Origin of the sequence: Streptomyces panaciradicis, from assembly GCF_023516615.1 — a bacterium.
Classification (GTDB): Bacteria; Actinomycetota; Actinomycetes; order Streptomycetales; family Streptomycetaceae; genus Streptomyces; species Streptomyces panaciradicis.
Window position 1 is genome coordinate 70,731 of record NZ_JAMGBF010000034.1, and the last position, 14,759, is coordinate 85,489.

15 protein-coding genes are annotated in these 14,759 nt (G+C 72.5%); 9 read left to right on the forward strand and 6 right to left on the reverse strand.

The window, feature by feature from the left end; translation table 11 throughout:
- Positions 1–68: 68 nt before the first annotated feature.
- Together M8J74_RS14200 and M8J74_RS14205 are read left to right on the forward strand one after the other, a co-directional pair.
- Positions 69–611, forward strand: a complete 543-nt coding sequence (locus M8J74_RS14200; protein ID WP_249836732.1) for a SigE family RNA polymerase sigma factor — start codon at positions 69–71, stop codon at positions 609–611.
- A gap of 26 nt (positions 612–637) precedes the next feature.
- The gene (locus tag M8J74_RS14205; protein WP_249836733.1) at positions 638–1,429 is read left to right on the forward strand and encodes a hypothetical protein; all 792 of its coding nucleotides are present in this window, start codon (positions 638–640) and stop codon (positions 1,427–1,429) included.
- Between the two features lie 6 nt (positions 1,430–1,435).
- Here the strand turns inward: M8J74_RS14205 and M8J74_RS14210 are convergent, their stop codons facing one another.
- On the reverse strand, positions 1,436–2,068 hold the full coding sequence (locus M8J74_RS14210; RefSeq protein WP_249836782.1) for a response regulator transcription factor: 633 nt from the start codon (positions 2,066–2,068) through the stop codon (positions 1,436–1,438).
- 275 nt (positions 2,069–2,343) lie between these two features.
- On the opposite strand from M8J74_RS14210, the gene M8J74_RS14215 reads away from it, so the two are divergent.
- A complete protein-coding gene (locus tag M8J74_RS14215) occupies positions 2,344–3,897 on the forward strand; it encodes an alpha-L-arabinofuranosidase B (RefSeq protein WP_249836734.1) in 1,554 nt (517 codons plus the stop codon).
- Here M8J74_RS14215 and M8J74_RS14220 read toward each other — a convergent pair.
- From M8J74_RS14220 to M8J74_RS14230, 3 genes are read right to left on the reverse strand one after another with little or no spacing between them, the layout of a single operon-like run.
- Entirely contained in the window at positions 3,875–5,146 is a 1,272-nt protein-coding gene (locus M8J74_RS14220; RefSeq protein WP_249836735.1) for a sensor histidine kinase, read from the reverse strand. The two genes, M8J74_RS14215 and M8J74_RS14220, sit on opposite strands and share 23 nt — an antisense overlap.
- A 16-nt stretch (positions 5,147–5,162) precedes the next feature.
- Complete coding sequence (locus tag M8J74_RS14225; protein WP_249836736.1) at positions 5,163–5,879, reverse strand: ABC transporter permease; 717 nt, start codon at positions 5,877–5,879, stop codon at positions 5,163–5,165.
- Complete coding sequence (locus M8J74_RS14230; protein ID WP_249836737.1) at positions 5,879–6,880, reverse strand: ABC transporter ATP-binding protein; 1,002 nt, start codon at positions 6,878–6,880, stop codon at positions 5,879–5,881. The genes M8J74_RS14225 and M8J74_RS14230 overlap by 1 nt, the downstream gene beginning before the upstream one ends.
- 263 nt (positions 6,881–7,143) lie before the next feature.
- Here M8J74_RS14230 and chsH3 point away from each other — a divergent pair, with 263 nt between their 5' ends.
- The 3 genes from chsH3 to M8J74_RS14245 are packed head-to-tail and all read left to right on the forward strand — an operon-like array spanning position 7,144 to position 10,070.
- Positions 7,144–8,001, forward strand: coding sequence for an enoyl-CoA hydratase ChsH3 (gene chsH3 / locus M8J74_RS14235; RefSeq protein ID WP_249836738.1), 858 nt, complete (start codon positions 7,144–7,146; stop codon positions 7,999–8,001).
- Positions 8,002–8,030: 29 nt separating this feature from the next.
- Positions 8,031–9,107 (forward strand): Zn-dependent alcohol dehydrogenase, encoded by a 1,077-nt coding sequence (locus tag M8J74_RS14240; protein WP_249836739.1) that lies wholly within the window; start codon positions 8,031–8,033, stop codon positions 9,105–9,107.
- Between the two features lie 24 nt (positions 9,108–9,131).
- Positions 9,132–10,070, forward strand: coding sequence for a 3-oxoacyl-ACP reductase (locus tag M8J74_RS14245; protein WP_249836740.1), 939 nt, complete (start codon positions 9,132–9,134; stop codon positions 10,068–10,070).
- An 87-nt stretch (positions 10,071–10,157) separates the two neighbouring features.
- Here the strand turns inward: M8J74_RS14245 and M8J74_RS14250 are convergent, their stop codons facing one another.
- The gene (locus M8J74_RS14250; RefSeq protein WP_249836741.1) at positions 10,158–10,313 is read right to left on the reverse strand and encodes a hypothetical protein; all 156 of its coding nucleotides are present in this window, start codon (positions 10,311–10,313) and stop codon (positions 10,158–10,160) included.
- A 96-nt stretch (positions 10,314–10,409) separates the two neighbouring features.
- Positions 10,410–11,744 carry a TrbL/VirB6 family protein gene (locus tag M8J74_RS14255; protein WP_249836783.1) on the reverse strand — a complete coding sequence of 445 codons (1,335 nt, stop codon included), beginning with the start codon at positions 11,742–11,744 and terminating at the stop codon, positions 10,410–10,412.
- A 222-nt stretch (positions 11,745–11,966) separates the two neighbouring features.
- On the opposite strand from M8J74_RS14255, the gene M8J74_RS14260 reads away from it, so the two are divergent.
- Genes M8J74_RS14260 through M8J74_RS14270 form a run of 3 tightly spaced genes read left to right on the forward strand, consistent with a single transcriptional unit; the run spans position 11,967 to position 14,748 of the window.
- Entirely contained in the window at positions 11,967–12,806 is an 840-nt protein-coding gene (locus M8J74_RS14260) for a Nif3-like dinuclear metal center hexameric protein (RefSeq protein WP_249836742.1), read from the forward strand.
- Complete coding sequence (locus M8J74_RS14265; RefSeq protein ID WP_249836784.1) at positions 12,803–13,546, forward strand: zinc ribbon domain-containing protein; 744 nt, start codon at positions 12,803–12,805, stop codon at positions 13,544–13,546. Before M8J74_RS14260 ends, M8J74_RS14265 begins: the two co-directional genes overlap by 4 nt.
- A gap of 11 nt (positions 13,547–13,557) precedes the next feature.
- A complete protein-coding gene (locus M8J74_RS14270; RefSeq protein ID WP_249836743.1) occupies positions 13,558–14,748 on the forward strand; it encodes a bifunctional RNase H/acid phosphatase in 1,191 nt (396 codons plus the stop codon).
- The last annotated feature ends 11 nt before the right edge of the window (positions 14,749–14,759 follow it).

Consider the following 14,759-nt stretch of genomic DNA (forward strand, 5'->3'; position numbering starts at 1 on the left):
GTGATTTCGCCGATCGAGGCAACGGTCCGGGCCGCTCGTGGACTCCTTCTGACATCTAGGAGGTGCCCATGGGGGATCGCAAGGAGGCTCGGGACGAGGAGTTCCAGAGCTTTGTCACCGGCCGCTGGCCGCGGCTGGTGCGGACGGCATTTCTCCTCACGGGGGAGCGACACGCCGCCGAGGACCTCGCCCAGGCGACCCTCGAACAGGTCTACGTGGCCTGGCGCAGGGTCGGTTCGGCGGACGACCCGGAGGCGTATGTACGGCGCGTGATGATCAACGCGCACGCGCGCAGGCACCGCAAAAAGCTGCGGGAGTTCCTGGCGCCGAAGGACGACTCCGGCCTGGTCCGCGAGGTCGCCGACACCGGTGACCGTATCGCGCAGGCCGACGACCGCGGAGTCCTGCTGAAGGCGCTGGCGCAGCTGCCGCCGCGGCAGCGGGAGGCGGTGGTCCTCCGGTACTGGGAGGACCTGACGGAGACCCAGGTGGCGCAGGCCATGGGCTGCTCCGTCGGCGCGGTGAAGAGCAACGCGGCCAAGGGGATCGCGAAACTGCGCGCCATACCGGGGCTGGCGGAGACGGTGACGAGCGGGGGCGGTAAGGGATGAGCGCGGACCGGGAAGCGGACCAGGACATGACGCACAGGGACATCGCCCTCCTGCTGGCCGACGCGGCGGACGGGGTCGAGGTCGGTATAGCCCCCACCCAGGCGGTCGTCCGGGGCGGGCGGCGGCGCAGGGCGCGCAGGTGGGCGGTGGCCGCGGCGGCGGCGCTGGCGATCGTCGGGACGACGGGGACCGTGGCGCTGGCGGGGCTGCCGGGCGGAGGCGGACGGGTGGAGCCGTCGGCGCCCCGGCCGTCGGCGACGCCGGACACCCCCCGGTACCAGCCGCACCGCACGGATCTGGCGAGCGGCACGGAGGACGGCAAGGACTGGGAGGTGTACGTCGACGTGTGGGACGCGCCCCGCGACAAGGCGCAGGCGGAGGCCCAGTTGACGGCGATGGGCGAGTACAGGGGCGAGTGGCCGGCGTCCGTGCGGACGGCCGCCGACCTGGTGGGCAAGAGCACGTTCTTCGTGCAGCGCGGCTATGAGGGCGACACGTCGGTGGTCATCGAGAACTCGGTGCCCGAGGGGGACGCCAACGTGAGTACGGACATGGAATCGGGCGGGCTGGGCCTGTCGCCGCAGGCGAAATCCCTTCGCCTGGTGATCGGCCGGATCGCGAAGGCCGCCCTGGAGGTGACCTGCGACTGGAAGGACGGCACCAGCACGGTCCTGCACCGGGTTTCGGGCCCCGAGACCGACGGCACGCTGAAGCAGGGCATCCGGTCGGCCGAGGGCTCCCCGGACCGCTGGTTCGTGTGTGTCGCGCCCAAGGGCACGGCTTACAAGGACGCGCGGGTGACGGGGCTGGACCAGTGACCACCTTCAGAGCCACCCCTGCTGCCGGGCTTCCCGCATCGCCTCCATGCGGTTGCGGGTGCCGGTCTTGCCGATGGCCGAGGAGAGGTAGTTGCGGACGGTCGACTCCGACAGGTGCAGCTTGGCGGCGATGTCGGCGACCGTCGCGCCGTCCACGGACGCCTTGAGCACGTCGCACTCGCGGGCGGTGAGGGGGTTGGGTCCGGCGCTGAGCGCGGCGGCGGCCAGCGCCGGGTCGACCACGGTCTCGCCGGTCAGCACCCGGCGGATCGCGGCGGCCAGTTCCTCCACCGGGCCGTCCTTCACCAGGAAGCCGGCGGCTCCGGCCTCCATGGCGCGGCGCAGATAGCCGGGCCGTCCGAAGGTGGTGAGGATCAGCACCCGGCAGTCCGGCGCCTGCTCGCGCAGTTCGGCGGCCGCGTCCAGGCCGCTCATGCCGGGCAGTTCGATGTCCAGCAGGGCCACGTCGGGGCGGTGCGTCAGCACGGCGTCCACGATCGCGTCACCGGCGGAGACCTGGGCGACGACCTCCAGGTCGGCCTCCAGGTTCAGCAGCAGGGCGAGCGCGCCGCGCATCATCCCCTGGTCCTCGGCGAGCAGAACCCGCACGTTCCTGGTCGGCCGGTGTTCCCGGGGCATCTCGTCCACGGGCCAAGAGTAGGGCGCGGGCGGCAGGCCGCACCCCTTAAAGACTCGGCATGGTTCCGTTCCGGAAGGCTTGACGGCATCTGGCGCCGGCCCAACAATCGCCTCTGCATTGGGAGTTCGCCTTTGCAATTCCTGTGCCCGTACTCCCACACCGCACTCCCACCCGTAATTGTTCGGCATTTCGATCGGCGAGAGAAATCCCGGAATGGCATCCGGAATACACTTCGAACGCTGTTCGGAATATCGGACGTTCAAGGAGGTCCACCGTGCTCTCCCGCGCGTTCCCCAGACTCAGAACCACGGCCCTGGCAGCGCTCTCGGCGCTCGTCACGGTGCTCGCGCTCGCCGTCGGCATCCCGCAGGCCCAGGCGGCCGGTTCACTGCCCTGCGACATCTACGCCGCCGCGGGCACCCCCTGCGTCGCCGCGCACAGCCTGGCCAGGGCGCTGTACTCCTCGTACAACGGCTCCCTCTACCAGGTGCAGCGGGCCTCCGACGGCGCCACCAAGGACATCGGGCTGCTGGCCGCCGGCGGGTACGCCGACGCCGCGGCACAGGACTCCTTCTGCACCGGCACCACCTGCATCATCACCAAGATCTACGACCAGTCCTCGCGCCACAACGACCTGACCGTCGAGGGTGCGGGAGGCGCCGGGGCGGCCGACGTCGGCGCGCCCGCGGACGCCCTCCCGGTGACCGTCGGCGGCCACCAGGTCTACGGCCTGGAGATCTCCGCCGGCATGGGCTACCGGGACAACTCCACCTCGGGCGTCGCCGTCAACGGCGGCGCGGAGGGGATGTACATGGTCACCTCCGGCACCCACGTCAACGGCAGCTGCTGCTTCGACTACGGCAACGCCGAGACGAACAACAAGGACACCGGCAACGGCCACATGGACGCCATCAACTTCGGCACCGAATGCTGGTTCTCGCCCTGCTACGGCCAGGGCCCCTGGGTACAGGCGGACCTGGAGAACGGGCTGTTCCAGTCCGACCTCGGCTACAGCACGAACTCCTCCAACACCGGCACCGGCGCGCTGCCGTTCGTGACCGCGCTGCTGAAGAACAACGGCCAGAACCATTTCGCACTGAAATGGGGCAACGCCCAATCCGGCAGCCTGACCACCACCTATTCCGGCAGTGAGCCCACCAACGCGAGCGGCTACTCGCCGATGCACCAGGAGGGCGCCATCGTCCTCGGCACCGGCGGCGACAACAGCAACGGCTCCATCGGCTCCTTCTTCGAGGGCGTCATGACCTCCGGCATCCCGACGGACGCCGCCGACAACTCCGTCCAGGCCAACATCGTCTCCGTCGGCTACGGCGGCGCCACCGGCGCCACCGGCACGCTCACCCCCGGCTCGGAGATCTCCCTGAAGGCGACCACGTCCTGCTGCACCAGCGACTACATCCGCCACCAGAACAACTCGGCCGTCATCTCCGCGATCACGTCGAGCAGTTCGGCCCTGGACAAGAGCGACGCCACCTGGATCGTCCGCCGCGGCCTCGCCGACGCCTCCTGCGTCTCCTTCGAGTCGCGCAACTACCCCGGCGACTTCCTGCGCCACTACAACTACCAGCTGCTGCGGCAGCCGATGACCGGCACCACCCAGTTCAGACAGGACGCCACGTTCTGCCCGACGACCGGCAAGAGCGGCACCGGCACGTCGTTCGCGTCGTACAACTACCCGGCGAAGTTCCTCCGCCACTACGACTACAACGTCTACATAGCGAGTGACGGAGGCTCCAACACCTGGGACAGTGCCACGTCCTGGACGGACGACGTGAGCTGGGTGGTCAGCGCGCCCTGGGCGCCGTAGCCGCCACGGGGGCCGGTGCGTCGCCGGGCTCCAGGGGGAGCTCGGCGGTGACCGTGAAGCCGCCTCGCGGTGACGGGCCGGCCCGCAGGGAGCCGCCCGCCGCCGCGAGGCGCTCGGTCAGCCCCTTCAGGCCCGTCCCGCCGAGACCCGGGGAGGACGGGAGGGCCGGTTCGCCGCCGCCGTTGTCGGCGACCGTCAGACGGACCTGCTCGGAGGCGCTGTCCACGGTGATCTCGCAGCGGGTCGCGCCCGCGTGCCGCAGCACATTGGTCACGGCCTCCCGCACCACCCAGCCCAGCAGGACCTCGGTCTGCGGCGCGAGGGGCGTGCCCGAGCGCCGCACCACCGGTTCGACGTCGGCCGCCGTCAACACCGAACGCGCACGGTCCAGTTCGGTGCCGAGGCTGCCCTCGCGGTAGCCGGTGACGGCCTCGCGGATCTCGGTGAGGGCCTGGCGGCCCACGGACTCGATGTCGGTGATCTGGGCCAGGGCCGCGTCCAGGTCCCGCGGGGCCAGCCGCCGGGCGGCCTCCGACTTCACCACGATCACCGACATGGTGTGACCGAGCAGGTCGTGCAGGTCGCGGGAGAAGCGCAGCCGCTCCTTCTCCACGGCCTGGTGGGCGAGCTGCTCGCGGGCGGCGCGCAGTTCCCGTACGGCCTCGGACAGGGAGAGGATCGCCGCCGTCACCATGGTCGAGATGAAGGTGGCGTAGGCGATGTTCAGGCCGTTCCAGCCGTCGCGCGCGGTGGAGACCACCCCCGCGAGGAGGGCGACCCCGGTGCCGGACCAGCGCAGGTGCTCGCCCCGCAGGGCCGCGCCCGTGGCCAGCCCGAGCAGCGGGAAGAACAGCAGCCAGTTGTCGCCGTACGCACCGGCCAGTGCGCAGGTGATCGCGGCCATCACGGCCAGCGCCACCCGCGTGGAGACGGCCTGCCGCTTCTCCTTCACGAAGGCCCGCGTCGCCACGAAGATGTACAGGGAGTTGAAGGTGAGCAGCCCCAGACCGCCGATCCACGGGTTGGGGGTCTTGCCCTGGAAGAGGTTGGAGAACGCGCCCAGCCCCATCAGCAGCCACGGCAGCAGGGAGAAGGCGGTCGGCGGCGGCCCCGGATGCTCGGGCACCTCGGCGCCCGTGCGGCGCGCCTCCTTCTGCGCGGTCTTGAAGGCCCGCATGTCCGCCCGCCACCGCTCCCGGGCCGCCCGCCACTGCCGCAGCTGACAGGCGACCCCACGCGTCCACTTCATGATCCTCGTCCCCCGTTCAGGCGGTCCGTCCGGACCGCCGGTACGACAGCACAGCGTACGAACCGAACGCCAGCAGCCAAGCCCCCAGGACACCGACCGCGCCGAGCGCCGGAGCGTGCCCGTCCGCGACCGACGTGCCCAGCTGGGCGAACCGGTAGGTGGGCGTGTAGGCCGACAGGGCGCGCAGCCAGTCCGGGAAGAGGGTGACGGGGAACCACAGGCCGCCGAGGACGGCCAGGCCCAGGTTGCAGGCCATGTTCGCCACGCCGGTGGTCTGCCCGGTCAGCCGGTAGCCGTTGCCCAGGCCCAGCAGCGTGAAGGGGATCGAGCCCAGCCACAGCAGCAGTGCGATCGCCGCCCACTGCCAGAGCGCCAGCCGCACCCCGTTGAGCAGACCGCCCGCCGCCAGCACCGCGAGAATCGCCGGCAGCACGGTCACCGAGCCGGTCAGCGCCCGGCCCATGACGACCTGCCGCGGTGTCATCGGCGTCACCCGCAGCTGCCGCAGCCAGCCGATCGCCCGGTCCTCGGCGACCCCGCCGCCGGTGTTGAGCGCGGACCCGACGGCCCCGTAGCCCGCCATCCCGACCATCGCGGCCGTCTTGTAACCCCCGTCGTCCGCGCCGAGGTTGGTGAACAGCAGATACATCAGCACGGGCATCGCGACCCCACCGATGACGAACCCGACGTCACGGAGGGTACGGCGCACTTCGAGCCGCAGGTAGTCCAGCATCAGGAGGCCTCCTCGATGTCGGCGCTGTTGAACGCCGGCCACTGCAATCCAGCCCGTCTGGGGGAGTTTGAGGACGAGGCCCGTTCAGGGCCGAAGGGGGGCCTGGAGCCCTCGGCAGCGGTCAGGGCGAGAAACGCGTCGTCCAGGGACGCCGGCGCCACCTCCAGCCCCCGTATCGCCCCCAGCTCCGCGAGAGCGACCACCGTGGCGTCGGGGTCGTCGGTCCGCAGTCGCGCCCGGTCGCCGCGCACCTCCACGGACCGTACGCCGGGCAGCCGTTCCAGCCCCCCGGTGCCGCCGCCCGCGAGGTCGAAGGCGACCAGGCCGCCGCCCACCGACCGCTTCAGCTCCTCGCTCGTGCCGTCGGCGACGATCCGGCCGCCGTCGATGACGAGGATGCGGTCGGCGTAGGCGTCCGCCTCCTGGAGGTGGTGGGTGGAGAACAGCACCGTGTGGCCGAGGCGCGCGTAGGACCGCATCGACGCCCAGAAGGCGTGCCGCGCCTCCACGTCCAGGGCGGCCGTCGGCTCGTCCAGCACGATCAGCGCGGGGTTCCCGGCGAGGGCGACGGCGAAGCGGACCCGCTGGGTCTGGCCGCCGGACAGCCGGTCCACGCGGCGTCCGGCCAGCTCCGTGATCCCGGCCAGCCGCAGCGCCCGCTCGACCGGCATCGGCGCCGGATAGCGCCCGGCGACGAAGGCGACCAGCTCGCGCACGGTGACGCGGGGCACCGCGCGGCCCTCCTGCAGCATGGCGCCGACCCGCCCGGCGCGCACGGCCGCGCTCGGAGGCTCCCCGAACAGCTCGACGCTGCCCTCGTCGGGCTCGTTCAGGCCGAGCAGCAGGGAGATCGTCGTCGACTTGCCGGCGCCGTTGCGCCCGAGGAGGGCGACCGTCTCGCCGGGCGCGATGGTCAGATCGACGCCGTCCACGGCGCGCACGGCACCGAATTTCTTGACCGCCCCCGTGAAGGACACGGCGGCGCGTTCCGTCTGTGTCATGGCTACGACGCTACGAAGCCGGTACCCCCGCCCGGCAGATGCGCTTGTACGGACCTGGGCAGGACAAATGTCACGGCCGGCCCGGCGTCCCCCACACAGACCTGACACAGCGTCAGGAGCCTTCACAAGTGACGAGCCCTGGGCTATACAGAGGGCGCCGGACTGGAACGCGTTCTAGATCGGCCCCGTGACGACCTCGGTCGCGGCCGACGGTGCGGACGGCCGCGCCGAGGTCTTGAGCCACTCGATCCACCAGGAGCCGTATGCCCATCGACGCAGCGAAGGCCCTCGCCGCCGAACCCCGGTCCGGCGAGATCACCTGGGTCCCCAAGGACGTCCAGCTCTACCACCTCGGCATCGGCGCGGGCATCCCGGCCACCGACCCCGACGAGCTGCGCTACACCCTGGAGTCCCGGCTGCACGTCCTGCCGAGCTTCGCCACCGTGGCGGGCGCCGGTTCCCCCGGCGTGATCAGCGGTCTGTCCATGCCGGGCGTGGACGTCGACCTCGCCAAGGTCCTGCACGGCGGCCAGTCGCTGACCATCCACCGCCCCCTGCCCGTCCGCGGCGCCGCCACCGCCACCGGCCGCATCGCCGCCGTGTACGACAAGGGCAAGGCGGCCGTCCTGGTCATGCGCACGGAGGTCGCCGACGCCGACGGCCCGCTGTGGACGAACGACGCCCAGATCTTCGTCCGCGGGGAGGGCGGCTGGGGCGGCGACCGCGGCCCCTCCACCCGCCGCGAACCCCCCGTCGGAGAGCCGGACCGGATCGTCGAACGGCACGTCCGCGAGGACCAGGCGCTGCTCTACCGCCTCTCGGGCGACTACAACCCGCTGCACGCCGACCCCGAGTTCGCCAAGCTCGCCGGCTTCGACCGGCCCATCCTGCACGGGCTGTGCACCTACGGCATGACGCTCAAGGCGGTCGTCGACACGCTGCTCGGCGGGGACGTGAGCCGGGTGCGGTCGTACTCCACCCGGTTCGCGGGCGTCGTGTATCCGGGGGAGACCCTGCGGATGCGCATGTGGCACACGCCGGAGTCCACCACGGTCGCCGTCAGCGCGGTGGAGCGGGACGACGCGCCGGTCCTCGCCGACACGAACATCGAACACGGTTGACACAGACAGCAGTTGAGGGGAGCCGCACCATGCGCGCAGCCGTACTGCAGGAGATCGGCCAGGACAAGCTGGAGGTCCTCGACGACGTCGAGGCCGTGGGATTCGGGCCCGGCAAGGTGCGCATCCGGGTCCGGGCGACCGGGCTGTGCCACTCGGACCTGTCCGCGATGAGCGGGGTGCTGCCGCAGCCCGCGCCGTTCGTGCCCGGACACGAGGGGGCCGGGGAGATCCTCGAAGTCGGCGACGGGGTGAGCCACTTGAAGGCGGGCGACCGGGTGGTCGTGTGCTGGCTGCCGGCCTGCGGCGCCTGCCCCGCCTGCAAGCGCGGCCAGACCGAGCTGTGCCTGGCCGGTTTCATGAACGCCGGAACCCCCAACTTCCGCCGTGCCGGGGGCGATGTGTTCGGCTTCGCCGGTACCGGGACCTTCACCGAGGAGGTCGTGGTCGACGCCGGCTGCGCGGTGCCGATCCCGGACGACGTGCCCTTCGACATCGCGGCGCTGATCGGCTGCGGGGTGACCACCGGGCTCGGGGCCGCCCTCAACACCGCCGACGTGGAGGCCGGTTCGTCGGTCGCCGTCATCGGCTGCGGCGGCGTCGGCATCTCGGCGATCCAGGGCGCGCGGCTGAAGGGCGCGGCGGAGATCGTCGCCGTCGACCCGGTGGCCTCGCGCCGCGAGTCCGCCCTCCGGTTCGGCGCCACCAAGGCCGTCTCCCCGGACGAACTGGCCGACGCCAAGCAGCAGGTGACCGCCGGGGAGGGCTTCGACTACGTCTTCGAGGTCGTCGGCAGGTCCGCCACCGCCCGGACGGCGTACGACAACACCCGGCGCGGCGGCACCCTCGTCGTGGTCGGCGCGGGCGCCATGGACGACTTCCTCCAGCTCAACATGTTCGAGCTGTTCTTCGACGAGAAGCGCATCCTGCCGTCGATGTACGGCGGCGGCGACGTCCTGCGCTCCTACGAGCGCACCATCGCCCTGTGGCGGGCGGGCCGCATCGACCTGGAGGGCCTGATCACGCACCGGGTGCAGCTGTCCGAGATCAACGAGGCGCTGGACCAGATGCGCACCGGCACCGCCCTGCGCACCTGCATCGAGATCTGAGGGGCGCCGCGGATGTCACTGCCGATGTCACAGCCACTGGAAGGACTGTCGGCCGTCGTCACCGGCGCGGGCCGGGGCCTGGGCCGCGCCGAGGCGCTCGAACTGGCCCGGCTCGGCGCGGCCGTCGTCGTCAACGACTTCGGCCAGCCCGGCCGGGACGGCTCGGGGGAGTCCTCCGCGGGCCCCGCCGAGGAGGTCGCGGCCGAGATCCGCGCGTCCGGCGGACGGGCCGCCGCCCACACCGGCGACGTGGCCGACTTCCAACAAGCCCGCGAACTGGTCGAGTTGGCGATCGAGGAGTTCGGCAAGCTGGACATCCTGGTCAACAACGCGGGCATCCTGCGCGACCGCATGGTCTTCTCCATGACCGAGGGCGAGTGGGACTCGGTGATCCGGGTCCATCTCAAGGGCCACTTCAACACGACCCACTTCGCCGCCGCCCACTGGCGCGAGCGCTCCAAGGCGGCGGGCGGCCCGGTCTACGGCCGGATCGTGAACACCTCCTCGGAGGCGTTCCTCGCGGGCTCCGCGGGCCAGCCCAACTACGCGGCGGCGAAGGGCGGGATCGTCGGCCTGACCACCTCCACGGCCCTCGCCCTCGCCAAGTACGGGGTCACGGCCAACGCCATCTGCCCGCGCGCCCGCACCCGGATGACCGAGGACGTCTTCGCCGGCTTCGAGCAGCCCGCCGACGGCCTCGACCCGCTCGCCCCCGAACATGTCGCCCCCCTCGTGGGCTACCTCGCCTCACCCGCCGCCGCCCGCGCCAACGGCCAGCTGTTCGTCGTGCACGGCGGCATGGTCGCGGTCGTGGACCGGCCGCGTGTGCGGGCCAAGTTCGACAGCAAGCAGGACACCTTCACCTACGACGAGCTGGACGCCGTCCTCACCGCGCACTACGCCGAGCGGCCCGAGGGGGAGACGTTCGCGGCGGCGGAGGTGCTCGGCCTCAAGCGGACGTAGAGCCGACGCAGGGCGGACGTCGGGCGAGGGTGGACACGCGGAAGGGCCCGCACACCGGCCGGTGTGCGGGCCCTTCCCTGCGTACCCTCAGGCAGCTGCCTCGGTGTCCTCGGCCGGCTTGCGGTGCCGGCCACGAGGGGCCGAGTCACCGTCCTGGACCGAGTTCGGACCCCGGTGACGACCGTGACCGGCGTCCCCCTGGGTCTCGGCGGACAGCGGCTGCATGGTGCTGGTGTCGCTCATCGGAAGGATTCACCCCGTCAACATGATCTTTCGAACAGCCCGGCGAGTTTAACCAGCACCCCAGCACCCGAATCCAGGCGGCCACGCCCATCGGCACTAGTTCGTTACAAGACGTCCCAAGGGGGCCTCCCGCAACGGCACCGGACGGGCCACGACCGGTTCCGGAGGCTCCGGTTCGGACGGTTCTCCCGTCGCCGGGAGGCCGGGCAGCGACGGTCCGTCCGCAGCTGCGAGGCCCACCTGTGACCGTTCGTCCGCCGCCGCGAGGCCCGCCTGCGACTGTTCGTCCGCCGCCGAGGAGGCTGCCCCCCGCAGCGCCCGCACGGCCGCACCGCCCTCCGTCGGACCCGCCGGGCCCGTCCCTCCTGCGTCCCCCGGGTCCGCCGCGTCCCCCGCGCCCCCCGAGGGCGCCGAGGGCGCCGCCACCCGTGCCAGTCCGCACGGCATCTCGGCCGTCGCGTACGGCAGTTGCAGCACCCCGTCCCTCGTCCACAGCCCCGCCCCGGTCAACCAACCGGCCGGCGCCGGGAGATGGTGCACCTGCCGCCCGTCCGGCCGCCACAGTCCCAGCCAGCCGCCCATCGGCCCCTGCACGCGGAGCGCCACCGCACAGCTCTCCGGCATCAGCACCAGACCCGGCTGGATCGCGAACGGCGTCACCGAGCAGTCCGGCACCCGCAGGCACTCCGGGAACCGCACCGGAAGCGTGCTGCCCAGCACCCCCCAGCCCAGCCGGTCCTCGCCCGGCGACGGCGCGTCCGAGCGGATCAGGAGCAGCCCGCTGTCCGGGTCCGCCAGCAGCAGCCGGTCGTCGCTGCCCTCGGTGATCTGCAGGAACGGCGACACCTCGCCGCCCCGCCCCAGGTCCACCACGACCGTCTTCGTCCGCCCGCCGACCTCCCGGTCCAGCGCCAGCATCCGGCCCGCGTGGTCCAGCCACACCCCGCCCGAGCAACGCCCGGGGATCTCCGCCAGCCGCTCCGGCCCGAAGGCCCCGCCCGCCACCAGCCACAGCGTGCTGGACCGCCGGCCCACCGCGAGCGCGTACGCCCTCTCGCCGCCCGGCGCCGGGGGCAGCAGCCGCAGCGGGGCGTCCTCGTCCGGGCACTCGACCGCGCCGAGCAGCACCTCGCCGGTGCCGGGGCCGGTCGGGTACAGCAGGGAGAAGACGTGCCGCCCGTCCGTGGGCCGGCGGATCAGCACCCGCCCGTCGCCCATGGGCTGCACCTCCGTGCCGGGCTCCTCCGGCTGGTTGCCGGGCAGCGGCACCGCGTACGGCTCGGGGCCGTCCAGCGTCCAGCGCTCCGGGAACCAGCAGTCGCCGTCCAGGGTGAGGCGGGCGGCGTAGGCGCCGTCCGCGGTGATGGTGCAGCCCACCTCCGGAGCACCGTCACCGGGGGCAGCCTCGGGCTCGATCGCACAGGCCGTCATGGTCTGGTCACCTCCGGTCATGACGCTAGTTTTCGCACGCACACACGGGGAACCACGAGGCTCCTGCTTCACACATAAGGGTGGTAGAGGAACGATTCGCCTGAGGGAAGGCCGGCCCGTGTGCTGAAGGTGGCCGACGAGGGACGGGCCCGCCGGGACCGGTGCGCGCCCGGCCGCGGACATCGGTTCAGCGGCACGGATCAGGCAGGTAGCCTTCTGTCCGTGCCCCGTCTGTCTGAAGTCATCGCCGCGCTGGAGAACCTGTGGCCCGCCGAGCGGGCCGAGTCCTGGGACGCGGTCGGCACCGTCGTGGGCGACCCCGAGCAGGAGGTCACCCGGGTCCTGTTCGCCGTCGACCCGGTCCAGGAGATCGTCGACGAGGCGGTCGAGCTCGGCGCCGGCCTGATCGTCACCCACCACCCGCTCTACCTCCGCGGTACGACGACGGTGGCCGCGAGCCATTTCAAGGGCCGCGTCGTGCACACCCTCATCAAGAACGACATCGCGCTGCACGTCGCCCACACCAACGCCGACACCGCCGACCCGGGCGTCTCCGACGCGCTCGCCGGCGCCCTCGACCTGCGCGTCGTACGACCGCTCGTGCCGGACCCGAGCGACCCGCACGGCCGCCGCGGCCTCGGCCGCGTCTGCGAACTCGACCACCCGCTGCCGCTGCGCGAACTCGCCGCCCGGGCCGCCGCACGCCTGCCCGCCACCGCGCAGGGCATTCGCGTGGCCGGCGACCCCGACGCCACGATCCGCACCGTCGCCGTCAGCGGCGGCTCCGGCGACAGCCTCTTCGACCAGGTCCGCGCGGCCGGCGTCGACGCCTTCCTCACCGCCGACCTGCGCCACCACCCGGCCTCCGAGGCCGTCCTCCAAAGCCCCCTCGCGCTGCTCGACGCGGCGCACTGGGCCACCGAGTGGCCCTGGTGCGAGCTGGCCGCCACCCAGCTCGACGAAATCTCCGACCGCCACGGATGGGACCTGCGCGTCCACGTCTCCAAGACGGTCACCGACCCCTGGACCAGCCACTCCCCTTCACCTGGAGCCCCCAACTGAACGCCGCGCCCGCCGACCAGATCCGCCTCCTCGACGTCCAGGACCTCGACGTACGCCTGCAGCAGCTCGCGCACAAGCGGAGGTCGCTGCCCGAGCACGCCGAGATCGAGTCGCTCACCAAGGACCACACGCAGCTGCGCGACCTCCTGGTCGCCGCGCAGACCGAGGAGAGCGACACCGCCCGCGAGCAGACCAAGGCCGAGCAGGACGTGGACCAGGTGCGCCAGCGCGCCGCCCGCGACCAGCAGCGCCTGGACTCCGGCGCGGTCACCTCCCCCAAGGACCTGGAGAACCTCCAGCGCGAGATCGCCTCCCTCGCCAAGCGCCAGGGCGACCTCGAGGACGTCGTCCTGGAGGTCATGGAGCGCATCGAGTCCGTGCAGGAGCGGGTGCGCGAGCTGACCGACCGCGTCTCCTCCGTGCAGTCGAAGATCGACGACGCCACCGCGCGCCGGGACGCCGCCCTGGAGGAGATCGACGGCCAGGTCGCCACGGTCACCAAGGAGCGCGAGGTCATCGCCGGCACCATCCCCGCGGACCTGCTCAAGCTCTACGACAAGCTGCGCGAGCAGCAGGGCGGCATCGGCGCGGCCAAGCTGTACCAGCGCACCTGCCAGGGCTGCCGCCAGGAGCTGTCCATCACCGACTTCAACGACGTCCGCGCCGCGGCCCCCGACACGGTGGTGCGCTGCGAGAACTGCCGCCGCATCCTGGTGCGCACGGCCGAGTCCGGCCTCTAGGAGGCGGCTCCGTGCGGGAGTTCATCGTCGAGGCCGACGGCGGGTCGCGGGGCAACCCGGGCCCCGCGGGCTACGGTTCGGTCGTGCTGGACGCGGCGACGGGGGAGACGCTGGCGGAGGCGGCCGAGTACATCGGCGTCGCCACGAACAACGTCGCCGAGTACCGGGGGCTGCTGGCGGGCCTGCGAGCGGCGCACGGCCTGGACCCCTCCGCGACCGTGCACGTCCGCATGGACTCCAAGCTCGTCGTCGAGCAGATGTCGGGACGCTGGAAGATCAAGCACCCGGACCTCAAGCCGCTGGCGATGGAGGCGGCTCGGGTGTTCCCCGCGGAGCGGGTGACGTACGAGTGGATCCCGAGGGAGCGGAACAAGCACGCGGACCGGCTGGCCAATGAGGCGATGGATGCCGGTGGCCGGGGGGAGCAGTGGTCGGCGGCGGAGTCGACGGCCGAGCTGGACAGTGCGGCGGAGAGCCTGGGCGGCGGAGCCGCTGTCGCCGACGATGCCGGGAAGGCCGCCGCCGACGCCCGTGCCGCGACCGCCGTCGCGAGCCCCGGCTGGGCTCCCGCCGACATGGGCGCCCCGGCGACCTTCGTACTGCTGCGGCACGGTGAGACCCCGCTGACCCCGCAGAAGCGGTTCTCGGGGAGCGGCGGCACGAACCCCGCGCTGTCCGAGGTCGGGCGGGAGCAGGCCGAACGGGTCGGCGCCGCGCTGGCCCGCCGCGGGACGGTCCAGGCGATCGTCGCGTCCCCCCTCGCCCGTACCCGCGAGACCGCCGCCATCGTCGCCCGCCACCTCGGCCTGGAGGTGAGCGTCGAGGACGAGATCAGGGAGACGGACTTCGGTGCCTGGGAGGGCCTGACCTTCGGCGAGGTCCGCGAGCGCTACCCGGACGACCTGACCCGGTGGCTGGCCGACCCCACGGTCGCGCCCCCCGGCGGCGGCGAGAGCTTCGCGGCGACGGCGACCCGTATCGCCGCCGCCCGCGACAAGCTGGTCGCGGCCTACGCGGGCCGCACCGTCCTGCTCGTCTCGCACGTCACGCCCATCAAGACGTTCATCCAACTCGCCCTGGGCGCCCCGCCGGAGGCCCTGTTCCGCATGGAACTGTCGGCCGCGTCCCTGTCGGCGGTGGCGTACTACGCGGACGGCAACGCGAGCGTACGGCTCTTCAACGACACGTCCCACCTGCGCTGAGGCCCGCGCGC

Bases quoted from the DNA above. Each gene is read 5' to 3' on its own strand.
- M8J74_RS14210 (WP_249836782.1), bottom strand. From the start codon at position 2,068: ATGCCCCGGGAACACCGGCCGACCAGGAACGTGCGGGTTCTGCTCGCC.
- M8J74_RS14250 (WP_249836741.1), bottom strand. From the start codon at position 10,313: ATGAGCGACACCAGCACCATGCAGCCGCTGTCCGCCGAGACCCAGGGG.
- M8J74_RS14255 (WP_249836783.1), bottom strand. From the start codon at position 11,744: ATGACGGCCTGTGCGATCGAGCCCGAGGCTGCCCCCGGTGACGGTGCT.
- M8J74_RS14205 (WP_249836733.1), top strand. From the start codon at position 638: ATGACGCACAGGGACATCGCCCTCCTGCTGGCCGACGCGGCGGACGGG.
- M8J74_RS14200 (WP_249836732.1), top strand. From the start codon at position 69: ATGGGGGATCGCAAGGAGGCTCGGGACGAGGAGTTCCAGAGCTTTGTC.
- M8J74_RS14225 (WP_249836736.1), bottom strand. From the start codon at position 5,879: ATGCTGGACTACCTGCGGCTCGAAGTGCGCCGTACCCTCCGTGACGTC.
- M8J74_RS14230 (WP_249836737.1), bottom strand. From the start codon at position 6,880: ATGACACAGACGGAACGCGCCGCCGTGTCCTTCACGGGGGCGGTCAAG.
- M8J74_RS14245 (WP_249836740.1), top strand. From the start codon at position 9,132: ATGTCACAGCCACTGGAAGGACTGTCGGCCGTCGTCACCGGCGCGGGC.
- chsH3 (WP_249836738.1), top strand. From the start codon at position 7,144: ATGCCCATCGACGCAGCGAAGGCCCTCGCCGCCGAACCCCGGTCCGGC.
- M8J74_RS14240 (WP_249836739.1), top strand. From the start codon at position 8,031: ATGCGCGCAGCCGTACTGCAGGAGATCGGCCAGGACAAGCTGGAGGTC.
- M8J74_RS14220 (WP_249836735.1), bottom strand. From the start codon at position 5,146: ATGAAGTGGACGCGTGGGGTCGCCTGTCAGCTGCGGCAGTGGCGGGCG.